Source organism: Paenibacillus sp. FSL K6-1566 (assembly GCF_038050475.1).
Lineage (GTDB): Bacteria > Bacillota > Bacilli > Paenibacillales > Paenibacillaceae > Paenibacillus_AQ > Paenibacillus_AQ lactis.
Map to the genome: position 1 here is coordinate 6,052,505 of NZ_JBBOSR010000001.1, position 15,465 is coordinate 6,067,969.

The window sequence follows — 15,465 nt, forward strand, 5'->3', positions numbered from 1 at the left end:
ACGTACTGCACCGGCTAAGGTGCGAAAATCAGGTCAAAAACATGCCTCCAAGTGTCCCATTTAAACACTTCGCTAAGCTCCTGCTTGCCCAGCACGACATAACCGAACGTCATGCCGCCAAACAATGCCAATATGAGCAAAATCGGGATCATGATCCGTACGGCAATTTTCCACCCGGAAGTTTTGGAGCGCGGCTTCGCTGCTTCCTTACTCTTGGATTCCGCCTTGGTTTCACGTTTCGCCCCGCTTTTCGGTTCGCTCATGATGCCCACCTACCCTCGCATAGTGTTGGCAAGGTTCATCATAGTGTCGCTCGAGCTGAGTGCCCGCGAAGCCAGCTGATAAGCCCGCTGAACTTCCATCATTTTGGTCATTTCCTCCGTCAGGTTGACGTTGGATTGCTCTACATAGCCGGACAGGACCTTGGATTTTGCCGGATCAACCGGATTTCGCGGCGTCAGGTCGAACACATCCCCTTCGGCGAGCCCGTTGCCGAGCACGAACTGATTATCCCCTACGGATACAAGCCCCTCCGGACGATTCAGCTCGACCAGTTTCAATGTAGCCCCAGGTCTCCGACCAGCAGGCGTATCCAGGATGATCTGCCCGTTCTCATCGACCGCAACCTTGCCATTAGCCGGCAGCGAAATCGGACGATTATTAACGTCCAGCACCGGATAGCCCTGGGAATTCACCAGCAGCACATTCTCGGCGTTGTTCGGATCCGGCGAAACATCAAAAGCGCCTTCCCGGGTATAGACGATCGTTCCGCCTGCCTGAACGGCAAACATGGCTTGTCCCTCAATCATCAGATCGAGCGGGTTGCCGGTTTCCCGCGGAGCCCCTTGATCCATATTCATCCCGAGGGAGGATAACCTCATCCCGTAGCCAAGCGTATAGCCTAGCGGCGTTGCGCGCCCGGGCCGGTCAAAATCCTGATGATGCCGCTGCACCTGAGTCAGGACATCCTCAAAGGACGCCTCTCGCTTCTTATATCCGACTGTATTCACGTTCGCCACATTGTCTGCAATTACATCCAGCCGCTGCTGGAGCGCATTCATCGAGACCATGGCACTAATCATGGAGTTGTTCATTCCTTACCTCCTGTAGGCTTACCTAATCCTAAAACGAAATCTGCCGTCAGACCAGTTGGAGCTGCAGCCCATACTAGACTCGGCCAATCTCATTTACGGCCTTCTCCAGCGTCTTATCGTAATATTGCACGATCCGCTGATTCGTTTCATACGCCCGCAGCGCAGCATTCAATTCCACCATCGATTGCGTCGGATCCACATTGGAACCCTCGATGAAGCCTTGGCGGATCTCTCCGTTATCCGCAGCCGTCATGAAACGAACCTCGCCGTCAGGATCGGCCATGCGAAACACGCCGTTTCCTTCCCGGATCAGGCCATGAGGCTCGCTTACAATGCTAATGCCGAGGTAGGTGCCTGTCCCATTGCCGTCCGCGTCTATGATTTGCCCTTGCTCATCCACTGTAAAGTTACGGGCCGAGCCTGTCAATACAATCGGAGTGTTATTGTTATCCAGCACTTGATAACCGGCCTCGCTCAGCAGGCTGCCATCCGGGTCAACACGGAAGCTCCCGTTACGGGTATAACGGATATCCCCATTCTCGTTCCGAACGGTGAAAAAGCCTTCCGGCCGGTAAATAACGTCCCCATTCTCGTCCACATATCGACCCGAGGCGTCGAATTCATAATTCTCCCCCGTGGCCGGATTCTGGACGTTGAAGGATGATACCAGCGCAAAATCCGTGCTTTTCCCGGTCTCGCGTAGCGCTCCCTCGGTATATAAGGAGATGCTCTCCTCCGCATAGACACCGGTGTTAAACTTGCCGAGCTTCCGGTTCGAATTGGAGGGATCGTTTCCGCCGATCATGGAGACGAGCACTTCCGGGAATGAGCGCTGTACGCTATTGACCGCCTTATAACCGGTCGTGTTCAGGTTCGCAATGTTTTGGGTCACGGTATTGTGGCGCTGCTCCTGGGTCATCATCCCTGAAGCTGCGGTATAAAGTCCTCTTAACAATGAAGACACTTCCTTCCATATTAACGAATGTTAAGAACCCGGATGTCCAGCCATGGAGTTGGCATATTCTTCGCTGCTTGTACACCGGTCCTTATCCAGATCCAGTCATCCTATCATCAATATAGATGAACAAACGAATTGGATATCGGGCAAGCACGTAAAATGTTCCTACAATCGCTGTTGCTTCCGGATTTCTTGTTCTTATCAATTCAACAAGGTAGAAATCCGGTCACAAAGGCGACCACTACCGTTTCTTCGGAATCATCATTTTTCTCCCTTGCCTGTATCTCATTCTTTAGTACATCCTATATTTATATCGGAAGGTTAGAATTTTTTCTTAACGACCTTGTCCAAATTATCCAGCATAATGCCCGTTCCCTTAACCACACAGTGCATCGGATCCTCCGCAACGAGAACCGGTACCCGGAGCTCCTCTGTAAGCAGCTCGTCCAATCCGTGAAGCAGTGCGCCCCCGCCTGTCAAAATGACGCCGCGGTCGATAATGTCAGCCGACAGCTCCGGCGGTGTGCGTTCCAATACGGACTTGGCGGCCAGCACGATCGAGGATACCGGATCCCATAGCGCCTCCTGTACCTCTTCGGAGGATACCGTTACGGTTAACGGGAGTCCCGATACCATATCCCGCCCCCGGATGTCCATTTCCGCTTGCCGTCCCCCCGGACGAACGGTGCCGATCGCAACCTTGAGATCTTCCGCCGTACGTTCACCGATCAATAATTTATATTTATGCTTAATGTACTTCGTGATCGCTTCGTCGAACTTGTCCCCCGCGACTTTAATCGAAGAAGCGGTGACAACATCGCCCATGGACAGGACGGCCACATCTGTCGTGCCGCCCCCAATGTCCACAACCATGTTACCGCTAGGCTGAAAAATATCCATGCCAGCGCCGATGGCCGCTGCCTTCGGCTCTTCTTCCAGGAACACATCTCTGGCGCCGCTGCGCTCAGCCGCTTCCCGAATCGCCTTCTGCTCCACCGACGTAATATTCGTCGGCGCGCAGATCAGGATACGGGGCCGGCTGTGCCAGCTGCGCGCCCCCACGCGATCAATAAAATACTTCAGCATCATTTCCGTTATGTCGAAGTCGGCGATGACCCCGTCCCTCAGCGGGCGGATCGCCGTAATGTTGCCGGGAGTGCGTCCGACCATACGCCGAGCTTCCTCACCGACCGCAAGGACCCTCTTCATGTCGGTCTCAATCGTGACTACGGAAGGTTCGTCTAACACTACCCCCTTCCCCTTAACGTGAATTAGCACGTTTGCCGTCCCTAGATCGATTCCTATATCCTTGCTCAACATCATGAAAAGCCCCCAAAGTGTTATTTTATGGTAAAGAGTCCTCATTCACTGCCCCGATATTCAATCGACAATTTCCAGCAATCCATGATAATTTACGGCAAGGCAGGTCCCATGATTCGATCCTATACCAGCATTTAACATATCATACTTTAGGGGAGGGATTCAACGTCATTCTAGCGACCTAAGCACTATTTCTCAGGATTTTGCCGTGGCCACCGGTTCACGATTGCTGCCGGATTTTTTGTACTTGATCTTCGTGGCTTCCCCGCCTCTTAGATGGCGGATGGATTTGTGGTATTCGAGAATGTGCTTCACCTGATCCGCCAGATCCGGGTTAATTTCCGGCAGACGTTCGGTTAAGTCCTTATGCACCGTGCTTTTGGACACGCCAAATTCTTTGGCTATGGTTCGAACCGTATGCCTCGTTTCCACGATACAGCGTCCGATTTTAATGGTCCGCTCTTTGATGTAATCGTGCACGCTCCCGCCTCCCTACTGTGTGGATAGTTTGGTACATTATATGAGGGGCATGACGGGATATTCGCGGTTTCACGGGCTGACAAGCTTAAGCAGACCCATTTATTTTCTGGACATGCCGGGACGAGGCCGGACCAAAAGCACGAAAACGCAAGGCGCAGCAAGGGTTGGACTTGCCTTCACAGCACGCTAGGAGGGGCAGCCGGATCCCCCGTTATGTTTCACCGGATATCCACGGCCCCATATGCTTTTCCTTCGGGACTTATTCGTAAAAAATCAACCGATCCTACAGGGTATGAAGGCGAATCTTTGTCCATCAGCTGCTGCTGCCTTTCAATATGTCTTGGTTCATTTCAAGCAGATAAAAAAAGGACAGGATCTGAATCCTGTCCGGTGTCGAGCGCGGTGGGCGCCGTTAGCATAATATTCAAATTATTTTTGCGGGAGCAGCTTCTCCGGGTTCACCAGCTTATCGCCTTCATACACCTCGAAGTGCAGATGATTACCGAGGTCCTTCTCAAGCTCATTGCGGCCGGCGGTAGCAATCGCATCGCCCTGCTTCACTTCAGCACCCTCGGAAACCTTCACCTCATTCAAGCTCTGGTACACGGTTCTCGTGTCACCCGATGTAACTTCCACCACGTTGCCGTTCAGCGGATGATTCTCCACGCGTGTCACTTTACCGGAAAGCGCGGCTCTGACTTCAAATGCTTGATCGTCGGCGGTCGCCAGATCAATCCCCAGGTTCGGGCTGAAGGTGTCGTTATATTGCACCATCGCCTCTTGATGCGTTTCCGGGGACTCCTCATCGAAGTAAGGCTTAACCACACTTACCGCAACGTCATCTGCTACAGGCCAAATCATCGATTGCGCATTCGCGGTCACTTCAACAGCTTCTCCGTCTTTGCCTTCCGCAGCCGGCGTCTCCGAACCTACTACCGATCCGGATACCGTACTGTTTTCCTCTTGTGGCTTCAGCGTTTTTTGGCTGGCGTCCTGGTAGACCCACACGAGGGTTAGTATAATTGCCGCTGCTGCTAAGTATGCTGCCGGGAACACCCACCGTTTGGATAATGCTTTCTTCCACGAAGACGACGTTGCCGACGAATCTCCCTGCACAGTTTTAGGAGCTTCTTCGTGGGGTTTAGTATTTTTGTTTTGTTCATTCATTTGCAATCACCTCAGTAACCTATTGTTACCGGGGGGAAATCTTTTATACGTTATCTCACTATTATTTTTTTAAGAGGTTGTTCAAAAAGTCGTCCTTTGATCACGAAGTGAATCAAGAAGTAACTCGGCATCGAATCTTGAATTCAGCCGGGCCTTCCGGTGCTCACGTACCTAAAACGTACGCTCTGCTCCTCAGTCCCTGGCTTCATTCAACCTTCTCGGTGCTGAAAATCCGACTTTTTGAACTCTCTTTTAAAGACAGAAGATTGGAAGTTTGGTCAAACGAAATATCCGTATAGTAGTGCTTCAGGATGTCCTGGGCCTTGTAGCCTTCCCGGGCCATCCCTTCAGCCCCGTACTGGCTCATGCCAACCCCATGCCCGTTGCCGTAGGTCGTAATCTCGATTTTCCCGTCTATCATCTTAAAGCTGAATTGGCTGGATTTCAGCCCAAGCTTCTCTCTCACTTCACGCCCTGTAAACGTCTTGCCTCCAACCTTCAGTCTCTCGATCCGATGACCTTCCGTATATGAAAGAATCTTCACGATCGGCGAACCGCTCCCCTGCCCGCCTGCCGATACCGGAACTGCGCCATCCGTAAGCCCTAGCTTGTCTATGAACTCCGCTCGGGACATTGTCACGGTCGTTTTATACTTTGGTGAAATCTTGACATCCCACGGGCTCTCCACGCTTCGCAGATAGGGAATCTCATTCTTCCAATAATCCTCTGAATTTTCCGTAAAGCCGTTGCTTGTCGAGAAAAAAGAAGCCGTAATCGGCTCTCCCTGGTAGGTCATGACCATTCCCCTCGTCTCGTCCACGGCCCGTTTGAGCTTCGCCAGCTCCGCTTCCTTCCCTGCTTGCTTCCATTCCTTCTCCAGCTGATCCTTAGACAGATAGGCCTGGTGGCTAATCGTATCCGTCACCACGGCCTTGGGGTCCGGTACACCGCTGCGGTCGCCGGACAACAGCCGCTGCACGATATAGGTCCGTGCAGCGATTGCCTGTGCCTTAAGTGCCTCCGGCTGGAATTCCGCCGGCATTTCGGCGGCGAGTACGCCGACCAGGTAGGTTTCCAGCGGGAGCTCCTCCACGGTGTCCGTCCGCGTTAGATAGACGGACACCGTGGGCTCCTCCGCCGCCTGCGGCTCGGCGGAAGGTACGGGCGCCGGGCCCGGCGGGAGCGGCTCTGGCTGGCCGTTGCCGGGGGCAACGACCAGCAGCGGCAGCGCAAGCGCCAGGGCCAGGAGCCCGGCTATGGCCCAGACGGCAGGGTGCACCCGCACCCGCCGTCTTCCGGCCGCCGGGCGGCGCCGCGCGGCAAAGCCGCGGCGCCACAGCCCCCGGGGCCGCGCACGGAACGTGCGGCCCCCGCGGGGGCGCGGCCGTCCGCCGCCGCAGTGCGCGGCGGTCCGGCCGCGGGCTGCGGGCCATGCGGCATGGCCGCCGGCCCGCCAGGGTCCGGCGCAGCGCCGTGCGGTGCGCGTGCGCCAGCGGGGCTGCCGGGCGGCGGCGTCTGCGCCGCCCGAAGGGGCCGGCCGGACTTGCCGGAGGCGTCCGGCCCGCCGGGGCCTCGGTGCCCGCGCTGCCCCTGTGCCGGCTCGTATTGTTCCTCCTCGAGCCGGCCGGGCGAAGGGCGGCCCCCCTGGGCCTGCGGCTCAGGGGCTTCCGGGAACGCCCACTTCAATACCGGTGCGGCCGCGCCCTCCGTGAATTCATGATACGCCTTAACATCATCCTCATTCGCTTGCACCGCCGGACCCAAAACTTGTTCCTTATCTGAAAGATGGACATTCATCCGATACTTGGAATCTTTCATTTGCGTTTCCCTCCTGACTTCGCTCTTCCAGCACTTTCGTTTCTACCTTTCGTACGCTCTACTTTATCTGTATGAAGCGAAGGGAATTGCTAGAACTGTTCTGAGAGAAAAGAAAGGGAATCAAATGGGGAGAAAGCTGTCGGTATGAGAAACGGGGAGAGATCCTCTATCTGAGATCACATTCTTGTACGGGGCCATCAATAAATAAGAACAACCAATGTCATATAAGAAGCTCCATTCCTACTTGTGAGCCCCATTATTGACGCTGCTTGAAAAATTAGATGGCATAGGCCTCCATACGCTTGCTTCAGTTATCTTTTTTATTACTAAAACATAACGCCTTACCAGTGATGAGAGTTCTTGCTGGATCGACGGAGAATACGAAAGCTCGCTGGACATAACAATTCTCCTAGAACTTCAGTAACGTTTCCGCTAGACCCACGCGATTCCGGATTAATCGAGCATAAGCTCCGATCCATAAACCATCCGGAAAGAAAGATCCCTGCGCGTTTCCCTGCAGCTGCGATCACTGCCTGGGCAAGTGCCTTTGCCGATTTGCGCATTTTTTGATATATAAACGACAAATGGCCTTGCCCTCAGGCAAAGCCATTTGCTACTCCGTATTAAATTCATGAATCTTGAATTAGAGAGTCTTCAAAAAACGAGGTCATTAAGCCCAGGTAGGCTGAACATTAAACAGTTTGCTGTCTTCCGCGTCGTCCGCAGGCTTCTTCGAAGCCTTCTCGGTGCCCGGCTCCTCCGTGGAAATTCTCCAAATGTCTGCGCCAAGACCCGACAGCTTCTCGGCCAAATTGACATAGCCGCGGTCGATATGCTGAACGCCGCCAACCTCCGTCGTGCCTTCCGATACCAAACCGGCCAGGATCAGAGCAGCTCCCGCACGCAAATCGGTAGCGGTCACTTTGGCTCCCTTCAGCTTGGCTCCACCGGTAACGATGGCAGAACGTCCCTCAACCTTGATTTCCGCATTCATCAGTTGGAACTCATCCACATGCATAAAGCGGTTCTCAAATACGGTTTCCGTCACGACACTTGTACCTTCCGACACCAACAGAAGCGCCATCATCTGAGACTGCATATCCGTCGGGAAGCCAGGATAAGGCAGCGTCTTAACGTCTACCGATTTCAGCGGTTTGTCCGCAATAACGCGAATGCCGTTCTCATCCGGCAGGATCGTAACGCCCATCTCCTCCATTTTGGAGATCACTGGCCCCAAATGATCCGCAATTGCACCCTCGACGTACACATCGCCCCCGGTAATCGCGGCGGCAGCCATAAATGTGCCTGCCTCAATCCGATCCGGTATGACATGATGCTTCACGCCGTGCAGCTGCTCAACTCCCTCGATCCGGATAATCCCTGTTCCGGCACCGCGAACTTTAGCGCCCATGGCATTCAAGTAATTCGCCAAATCGACAATTTCCGGCTCTTTCGCCGCATTTTCGATAACCGTGACACCTTCAGCCAAGGTTGCGGCCATCATAATATTTTCCGTTGCGCCTACGCTTGCGACGTCCAGATATATCTTCGCGCCGCGAAGCTTACCATTGCTCTTTGCTTCGATATATCCTTGTCCGAGGCTGATCTCAGCCCCGAGTGCTTCAAATCCTTTTAAATGCTGATCGATCGGTCTTGTGCCAATCGCGCAGCCCCCCGGAAGAGAGATCCGGGTTTGTCCGCAGCGTGCAAGCAAAGGTCCCATGACCAAAAAAGACGCCCGCATCTTCCGCACCCACTCATAAGGTGCTTCACATGTCGTTATGTGCTCTGCATTCACACGAATGACTTCATCCTGATATGTAATGCCTGCACCAAGCGACTCCAATACTTTACTGATTGTAATTACATCGTCAAGAGGAGGAGCGTCAATAATAACACTTTCCCCAACTTCCCCTAGTAGAGAGGCAGCGATGATCGGAAGAACTGAATTTTTTGCTCCGCTGACTTTGACGCTTCCGGTCAGTCTTTTGCCACCGCGGACGATAAATTTGCTCATCATGGTTTCCCTCCGCGTCCATAATATTCCTCAAGCATAGTTGTAGTGCATTTCCTTGCTAATTCCCTAAATTTCATCTTATCATTGTTATTTTCCGCTAAACAAGCGATCTTTGAACTATTTATGACATCTGATACGGCGTTTAGTCCAGGAACTGAAAAACTCATGATGCACTTCCAAGACGCATCTGTTATCCACAGTATGGACCTATCGAAAGGTACCACGACTGACATGCAATTGTCAATGTGTAACCATTACCGGGAGAACAAGATAGTCCGGAAGTCATATCGTCCGCCCGATCGAATCCTTAACCTCAGTGTTCACATAATAAAATGTGTTTATTCGACATCTTCTTCAAGCAACCTAACAGAGATATAACCATTCGCACAATCATTCAAACAGGGGAGATATTTACAAATACCTAACCTTATGTACGGTTCAAAATTTCTTTCCCTAAGCTTGATGATGATACGCGGCTCACTCTTGCTTTAAAGCATATATCGGATCATTTGACTCCATGTAATATAGTCAATTAGAAATTCAGCAACAAAACGTCCTAATACGATGGCTAGCAGCAGATGCAGAAGCTTCCCCTGCGGTCCCTTCGGATGTCGGACGACCAAATCCAGTTTCAGATGTTGTAACGCCCACCATGCCAACGCAATACAAGCCAGGGAAACGATAATGGACATTAGTCCGTTAACCCCTACAGCACCGGAAATTGAATTGGATAAATCCTGATTCATGTTCCCTCCTCCATTCTTCAATTATCTGCCCATAAGGCTCGACTATTCTATAATACTTTGCCCGGACCGAAGAATCCAGCACTTTCTATCCGACATTTCCTCGGAAATAATAAAGATTGTCGACAAGATGATCAAATGTTCGGTCCAACGCAATTAGCAGAAGTCTAATCCCGGTATTGGCGTTTCTATTATGAACATTCATATTATGCGTATTTCCTCACAATTTAGCCTGTAACATCAACTATTCGCCTAGAATATACCATTGTTTGATCTTTTGATCATGGAACTATAATCCTTTTCTGATTAATTCGATTTCCAAATACTAGTAAAAATTGTTTTAAGTTCTTCCCTATGCAACAGTAATTATCCGTCACAAAAGATGCCGTATGCTTAAGCTCCCATTGCAGCATTCCCTCAAATTGCCTGTAGCTCCTGGAAGTGTTTTGCTCTCCCATGCCTGCAGTTCATCTTCTCCTATGCGTTCTATTGAATCTGTCTTAAGCTCTTTTTTTATGAAAAAAGCCTTGTTTTGATTCTTTGGTCACATGATTTCATTTATTAAAAAGAACCTCATTTCGAGGTTCCCATTGAAATTTCGGCTATTTATTTCTTTCAATTATACTGCCGTGGCAATATGAATCGTTCCGAAAGCAGGCACTGTTCCCGTCAGAAGCGCGGCCACCAACAAGTTGTCGACTGTGAGACTAAGACTGTTAAATCCAGGAATAACATAAGTGGTTACCGGTTCATTGACGCGGGTTAGGACGAGCCCCACCGCTCCTTCAGAAAAGTTGTTGACGATTATGGTGGCAGGATCGCCTCCTGTCAGGTTCTCGTAATAGGATTTACCGACTTGCGGCGCCAAATCAAATATTTGTTCCGGAAGCAATATAGCCATTGGAGTTACCTCCTCTCCTATTGAATGCTACAGTTTATGCTACGAATCTAGCAAAAGTTATGGATATTTGGTGCCTTATACCGGCATATTTTCATAGATTCATAATTTCCCCCTATCCGTTGGCTGATATATTGTAGCTTGGGTCTAATCGTTCTGTAGCTTCTCCGTTTTTCGCGCAAAATAAAAAAGACAGCCCGCCGCAATAGCATTGCAGCCAAGCTGTCTGTACGATTAACCTTGGGTTACCTTAATCCGGTTCATCGCTCTTTGCAGAGCGAGCTCTGCACGGCGATGGTCGATTTCGTCCTGTCTTCCTTTCGCGTTCAAGCGGGCTTGCGCGCGCTCTTTCGCGGCTTCTGCACGCTCCCGATCGATTTCGTTCGCTCGCTCGGCGCTTTCAGCCAGGATGACAACCTTATCTTTGCGGACTTCGACGAACCCGCCTTGTACCGCAAACGGGGTACGTTCATTACCGATCTTCACATAGACAGGAGCTATCTGAAGAGGCGTCACGAAAGGAATATGCCCAGGCAAAATGCCCAGCTCCCCTTCCACCCCGCGCACCGTAACACTGTTCACTTGCTCGGAATAAACGACGCGGTCCGGTGTTACGATTTCCAACAAAAAGGTGCTCACTTCCATCCCTCCTCACCGTTATCCGCGAATCACTCGCATACCAGGCTGCATGGCTGCAGCCCGATATGGTCAGATACACCCGCGAAGGTGTCCGGCTTACAGTGTTTTCGCTTTTTCAACTGCCTCTTCAATCGTGCCTACGAACAGGAAGGCAGCTTCAGGAAGGTGATCGTGCTTGCCTTCCAGAATTTCTTTGAAGCTGCGAATCGTTTCTTTAACCGGCACGTATTTACCCGGCATGCCGTTGAACTGCTCCGCAACGTGGAATGGCTGGGACAGGAAGCGCTGAACGCGACGTGCACGAGCAACGATCGCCTTGTCTTCCTCGCTCAGCTCATCCATACCGAGGATGGCAATGATATCTTGAAGCTCGTTGTAGCGGGCAAGAATTTGCTTAACGCCTTGAGCGACATTGTAATGCTCTTCGCCTACGACTTCCGGAGTCAGAATCCGGGAGCTGGAAGCGAGCGGATCTACCGCTGGATAGATACCCATCTCGGAGATCTTACGCTCCAGGTTTGTCGTAGCATCCAAGTGAGCAAACGTTGTTGCAGGAGCCGGGTCCGTGTAGTCATCCGCAGGTACGTAAATCGCCTGGATGGACGTTACCGATCCTTTTTTCGTTGATGTGATCCGCTCTTGCAGACGTCCCATTTCGGTTGCCAGCGTTGGCTGGTAACCTACCGCGGACGGCATCCGTCCAAGGAGGGCGGATACTTCGGAACCCGCTTGCGTGAAGCGGAAGATGTTATCGATAAACAGAAGCACGTCCTTACCTTCTTGATCACGGAAATATTCCGCCATCGTCAGACCGGTCAAGGCTACGCGAAGACGTGCGCCCGGCGGCTCGTTCATCTGTCCGAATACCATGGCAGTTTTGCTGATAACGCCGGAATCGCTCATTTCATGATACAGGTCGTTACCTTCACGGGTACGTTCACCAACACCTGCGAATACGGAGATACCGCCGTGCTCCTGCGCGATGTTGTTGATCAGTTCCTGGATGGCAACCGTTTTACCTACACCCGCACCACCGAACAGACCGATTTTACCACCCTTTTGGTATGGAGCCAGCAGGTCGATAACTTTAATACCGGTTTCCAGCATCTCCGCTTGCGTCGAAAGCTCGTCGTAAGCAGGAGCTTCGCGGTGGATTGGATTGTTAACCTCGGAAACAACGTCTCCCGCATTGTCGATAGGCTCGCCAAGTACGTTAAATACACGGCCAAGCGTTGGGGCACCAACAGGTACCGTGATCGGAGCACCCAGGTCGACTGCTTCGATTCCGCGTACCAGTCCGTCTGTGGAGGACATTGCGATACAACGTACCAGATTGTCGCCCAGATGGTTAGCTACTTCCAGAGTCAGGTTTATAGAACGGCCGCCTTCCAATGCGCCTTCAATTTTGATGGCGTTAAAGATCTCGGGAAGATGACCGCGTTCGAATTCAATGTCAACAACAGCACCTTGAATGCTGACAACGCGTCCTTTTTTCATTGTTTGATTTTCCCTCCTACACACTCACTATGGCAAGTGCTCTTCTTAAACCGCATATTTCATGATCGATAGATTCCGATAAAATATCAATGATATTACTGCTGCGCGTTTGCACCAGCGACAATCTCCGAGATTTCCTGCGTAATCGCTGCCTGGCGGGCACGGTTGTACGTCAGGGTAAGCTCCGAGATCAGCTTGCTTGCATTCTTCGTAGCCGCACCCATTGCCGTCATTTTCGCGCCAAGCTCACTTGCTTTGGCATTTAACATCGCGCTGAAAATGAGGGTTTCGGCGTATTTCGGAAGAAGCACTTCAAGCACGCGCTCCGGTGAAGGCTCGTATTCATAGCTCGCTACCGAGACGCCGCCGCCGATGTTCTCCATCGGGAGAAGCTGATCGACCTGCGGATCCTGCGTCAACGCATTAACGAAGCGGTTATAGCATACGAACAGCTCATCGATCTTGCCGTTCTCGTATTGGCCGACAGCCGCATTCGCAATCGCCTTGATATCGCCGAAGGTCGGGCTGTCCGACAATTCGGTCAGCTCTTCCACAACCGGCATTTCTCTGCGGCGGAAGTAGTCGCGACCTTTGCGTCCGATGACGAAAATGCAGTATTCGTCCTTGGATTGGTGACGCTCCGCAATGAAATTAGACACTTTACGCAAAATGTTGGAGTTCGACGCACCGGCAAGACCGCGGTCGGACGTAATAACGAGGTAACCGGTCTTCTTCACCTCGCGTTTCTCCAGCATCGGGTGGCTGATTCCTTGGGTGCCGGCGGCAATGCTGCCAACCACTTCTTTCAGCTTATCCGAGTATGGAAGTGCAGCGGTTGCTTTCTCCTGGGCTCTTCTGAGCTTGGCGGCGGCAACCATCTCCATCGCTTTGGTGATCTGCTTCGTGTTTTGGATACTCTTGATTTGCCGTTTAATATCACGTAATCCTCTTGCCATGATTTCACCACCTCAAAACTTTGGCGGAGCCAAAGTTACTTCGTAAGCATGAGCCAAGCTTTGGCGAAGCCAAAGCTAACTTCGAAAGCATAAGCTTAACTTTGGCAGAGCCAAAGTTACTTCGTAAGCATAAACCTAGCTTTGGCGAAGCCAAAGCTAACTTCGTAAGCGTAGACCTAACTTTGGAGGAGCCAAAGTTACTTCGTAAGCGTAAACTTAACTTTGGCTGAAACCAAAGTTGCTTGTTAATCCAGCTCGCTTTGGCTTTAGCCAAAGTTACATTCCATATGATGAAAGAGGATACCGGACATTGCCGCCCGGTTCCCCTCCTTATGCCAAACCCAGGAGCTTAAACCGAAGCGGCAAAGCCCTTCTTGAATTGATCGATGGCTGCTTTCAGCGCGTTCTCGTTGTCTGCTGTCAGGTCTTTTGTATCCGTGATGGACTTCAGGATTTCCGGCTTGTTGCTCTCGATAAACGCCAGGAATTCCTTCTCGAAACGGCGGACATCCGCTACTTCGATGTCATCCAGATATCCTTTAACAGCGGTGTACAGGCTGACAACCTGCTGCTCAACGGACAGCGGCTGGTTGACGCCCTGCTTCAGGATTTCCATCAGCTTGGAACCGCGGTTCAGACGAGCGAGCGTCGATTTGTCCAGATCGGATCCGAACTGGGAGAACGCTTGAAGCTCACGGTATTGGGCAAGGTCGAGTTTCATACCGCCCGCAACCTTCTTCATCGCTTTAATTTGTGCGGAGCTACCAACCCGGGATACGGAGATACCTACGTTGATCGCCGGACGCTGACCCGCGTAGAACAGGTCGGACTCCAGGAAGATCTGTCCGTCGGTAATCGAAATCACGTTGGTTGGGATATATGCGGATACGTCGGAAGCCTGCGTCTCGATGAACGGCAGTGCGGTCAAAGAACCGCCTCCGAGCTCGTCGTTCAGCTTCGCAGCGCGCTCCAGCAAGCGGGAGTGCAGATAGAATACGTCACCCGGATACGCCTCGCGGCCCGGAGGACGACGGAGAAGCAAGGACAGCTCACGATAAGCTGCTGCTTGTTTCGACAAGTCATCATAGATGATAAGGGCATGCTCGCCTTTGAACATGAAATATTCGCCCATCGCGCAGCCCGCATAAGGAGCGATATACTGCAGCGGAGCAGGCTCGGATGCGGACGCGGTCACGATAATCGTGTATTCCAGCGCGCCGTGGCGGCGGAGCGTTTCCACAACCTGTGCAACGGTCGATTGCTTTTGACCGATCGCAACGTAAATACATTTAACGCCGCTGCCTTTTTGGTTCAGGATCGTATCGATCGCAACGGTTGTTTTACCTGTTTGACGGTCACCGATGATCAGCTCGCGCTGTCCGCGGCCGATCGGTACCATCGCGTCAATCGCTTTAATACCGGTTTGAAGCGGTTCATGTACCGATTTCCGGTCGATAACGCCCGGCGCGTTGCTTTCTACCGGACGGAACGCTGCAGCTTCAATCGGTCCTTTGCCGTCAAGCGGCTGGCCGAGCGGGTTTACAACGCGTCCAAGCAGCGCTTCACCGACAGGAACCTCCATGATCCGTCCTGTACGCTTAACCTGATCGCCTTCCTTGATCTCGGAGTAAGGTCCAAGGATAACGACACCGACGTTGCTCTCCTCGAGGTTGAGTGCAAGACCGGATACGCCGTTTTGGAACTCGAGCAGCTCCCCGGACATTGCATTCTCCAGGCCATATACGCGAGCAATACCGTCACTAACTTGAATAACCGTACCTACTTCGGAGACCGTGATATCGGATTTGTATTCTTCGATTTGACTTTTAATTAAAGTACTAATTTCTTCAGGTCTGATACTCAACGTTTTCACCCCTA

Annotated in this window: 14 protein-coding genes; all 14 read right to left on the reverse strand. The window is 51.9% G+C overall.

What is annotated here, in order from left to right; translation table 11 throughout:
- Positions 1-14: 14 nt before the first annotated feature.
- Positions 15-263, reverse strand: a complete 249-nt coding sequence (locus tag NST08_RS27190) for a DNA-directed RNA polymerase subunit beta (RefSeq protein ID WP_007133271.1) — start codon at positions 261-263, stop codon at positions 15-17.
- Positions 264-272: 9 nt separating this feature from the next.
- Positions 273-1,094, reverse strand: a complete 822-nt coding sequence (locus NST08_RS27195) for a flagellar hook-basal body protein (RefSeq protein ID WP_007133272.1) — start codon at positions 1,092-1,094, stop codon at positions 273-275.
- A 73-nt stretch (positions 1,095-1,167) separates the two neighbouring features.
- Complete coding sequence (locus tag NST08_RS27200; RefSeq protein WP_007133273.1) at positions 1,168-2,049, reverse strand: flagellar hook-basal body protein; 882 nt, start codon at positions 2,047-2,049, stop codon at positions 1,168-1,170.
- A gap of 324 nt (positions 2,050-2,373) precedes the next feature.
- Complete coding sequence (locus tag NST08_RS27205) at positions 2,374-3,372, reverse strand: rod shape-determining protein (RefSeq protein WP_028405638.1); 999 nt, start codon at positions 3,370-3,372, stop codon at positions 2,374-2,376.
- Positions 3,373-3,567: 195 nt separating this feature from the next.
- Positions 3,568-3,852, reverse strand: coding sequence for a sporulation transcriptional regulator SpoIIID (spoIIID, locus tag NST08_RS27210; RefSeq protein WP_007133275.1), 285 nt, complete (start codon positions 3,850-3,852; stop codon positions 3,568-3,570).
- 429 nt (positions 3,853-4,281) lie between these two features.
- Positions 4,282-5,019, reverse strand: a complete 738-nt coding sequence (locus tag NST08_RS27215) for a M23 family metallopeptidase (protein ID WP_028405639.1) — start codon at positions 5,017-5,019, stop codon at positions 4,282-4,284.
- A gap of 205 nt (positions 5,020-5,224) precedes the next feature.
- Entirely contained in the window at positions 5,225-6,304 is a 1,080-nt protein-coding gene (spoIID, locus tag NST08_RS27220; protein ID WP_050954106.1) for a stage II sporulation protein D, read from the reverse strand.
- Positions 6,305-7,507: 1,203 nt separating this feature from the next.
- Complete coding sequence (murA, locus tag NST08_RS27225; RefSeq protein ID WP_028405641.1) at positions 7,508-8,854, reverse strand: UDP-N-acetylglucosamine 1-carboxyvinyltransferase; 1,347 nt, start codon at positions 8,852-8,854, stop codon at positions 7,508-7,510.
- A 488-nt stretch (positions 8,855-9,342) separates the two neighbouring features.
- Positions 9,343-9,600 (reverse strand): DUF1146 family protein, encoded by a 258-nt coding sequence (locus NST08_RS27230; protein WP_007128772.1) that lies wholly within the window; start codon positions 9,598-9,600, stop codon positions 9,343-9,345.
- 616 nt (positions 9,601-10,216) lie between these two features.
- On the reverse strand, positions 10,217-10,498 hold the full coding sequence (locus tag NST08_RS27235; RefSeq protein ID WP_007128773.1) for a hypothetical protein: 282 nt from the start codon (positions 10,496-10,498) through the stop codon (positions 10,217-10,219).
- Between the two features lie 231 nt (positions 10,499-10,729).
- Positions 10,730-11,134 (reverse strand): F0F1 ATP synthase subunit epsilon, encoded by a 405-nt coding sequence (locus NST08_RS27240; RefSeq protein WP_007128774.1) that lies wholly within the window; start codon positions 11,132-11,134, stop codon positions 10,730-10,732.
- Positions 11,135-11,230: 96 nt separating this feature from the next.
- On the reverse strand, positions 11,231-12,631 hold the full coding sequence (gene atpD / locus NST08_RS27245) for a F0F1 ATP synthase subunit beta (RefSeq protein WP_007128775.1): 1,401 nt from the start codon (positions 12,629-12,631) through the stop codon (positions 11,231-11,233).
- Positions 12,632-12,726: 95 nt separating this feature from the next.
- Complete coding sequence (gene atpG, locus NST08_RS27250) at positions 12,727-13,587, reverse strand: ATP synthase F1 subunit gamma (RefSeq protein ID WP_007128776.1); 861 nt, start codon at positions 13,585-13,587, stop codon at positions 12,727-12,729.
- 349 nt (positions 13,588-13,936) lie between these two features.
- A complete protein-coding gene (gene atpA, locus NST08_RS27255) occupies positions 13,937-15,451 on the reverse strand; it encodes a F0F1 ATP synthase subunit alpha (RefSeq protein ID WP_007128777.1) in 1,515 nt (504 codons plus the stop codon).
- Positions 15,452-15,465 lie beyond the last annotated feature (14 nt).

Bases quoted from the DNA above. Each gene is read 5' to 3' on its own strand.
- NST08_RS27190 (WP_007133271.1), bottom strand. From the start codon at position 263: ATGAGCGAACCGAAAAGCGGGGCGAAACGTGAAACCAAGGCGGAATCC.
- NST08_RS27235 (WP_007128773.1), bottom strand. From the start codon at position 10,498: ATGGCTATATTGCTTCCGGAACAAATATTTGATTTGGCGCCGCAAGTC.
- atpG (WP_007128776.1), bottom strand. From the start codon at position 13,587: ATGGCAAGAGGATTACGTGATATTAAACGGCAAATCAAGAGTATCCAA.
- NST08_RS27205 (WP_028405638.1), bottom strand. From the start codon at position 3,372: ATGTTGAGCAAGGATATAGGAATCGATCTAGGGACGGCAAACGTGCTA.
- NST08_RS27215 (WP_028405639.1), bottom strand. From the start codon at position 5,019: ATGAATGAACAAAACAAAAATACTAAACCCCACGAAGAAGCTCCTAAA.
- murA (WP_028405641.1), bottom strand. From the start codon at position 8,854: ATGAGCAAATTTATCGTCCGCGGTGGCAAAAGACTGACCGGAAGCGTC.
- atpD (WP_007128775.1), bottom strand. From the start codon at position 12,631: ATGAAAAAAGGACGCGTTGTCAGCATTCAAGGTGCTGTTGTTGACATT.
- NST08_RS27195 (WP_007133272.1), bottom strand. From the start codon at position 1,094: ATGAACAACTCCATGATTAGTGCCATGGTCTCGATGAATGCGCTCCAG.
- NST08_RS27230 (WP_007128772.1), bottom strand. From the start codon at position 9,600: ATGAATCAGGATTTATCCAATTCAATTTCCGGTGCTGTAGGGGTTAAC.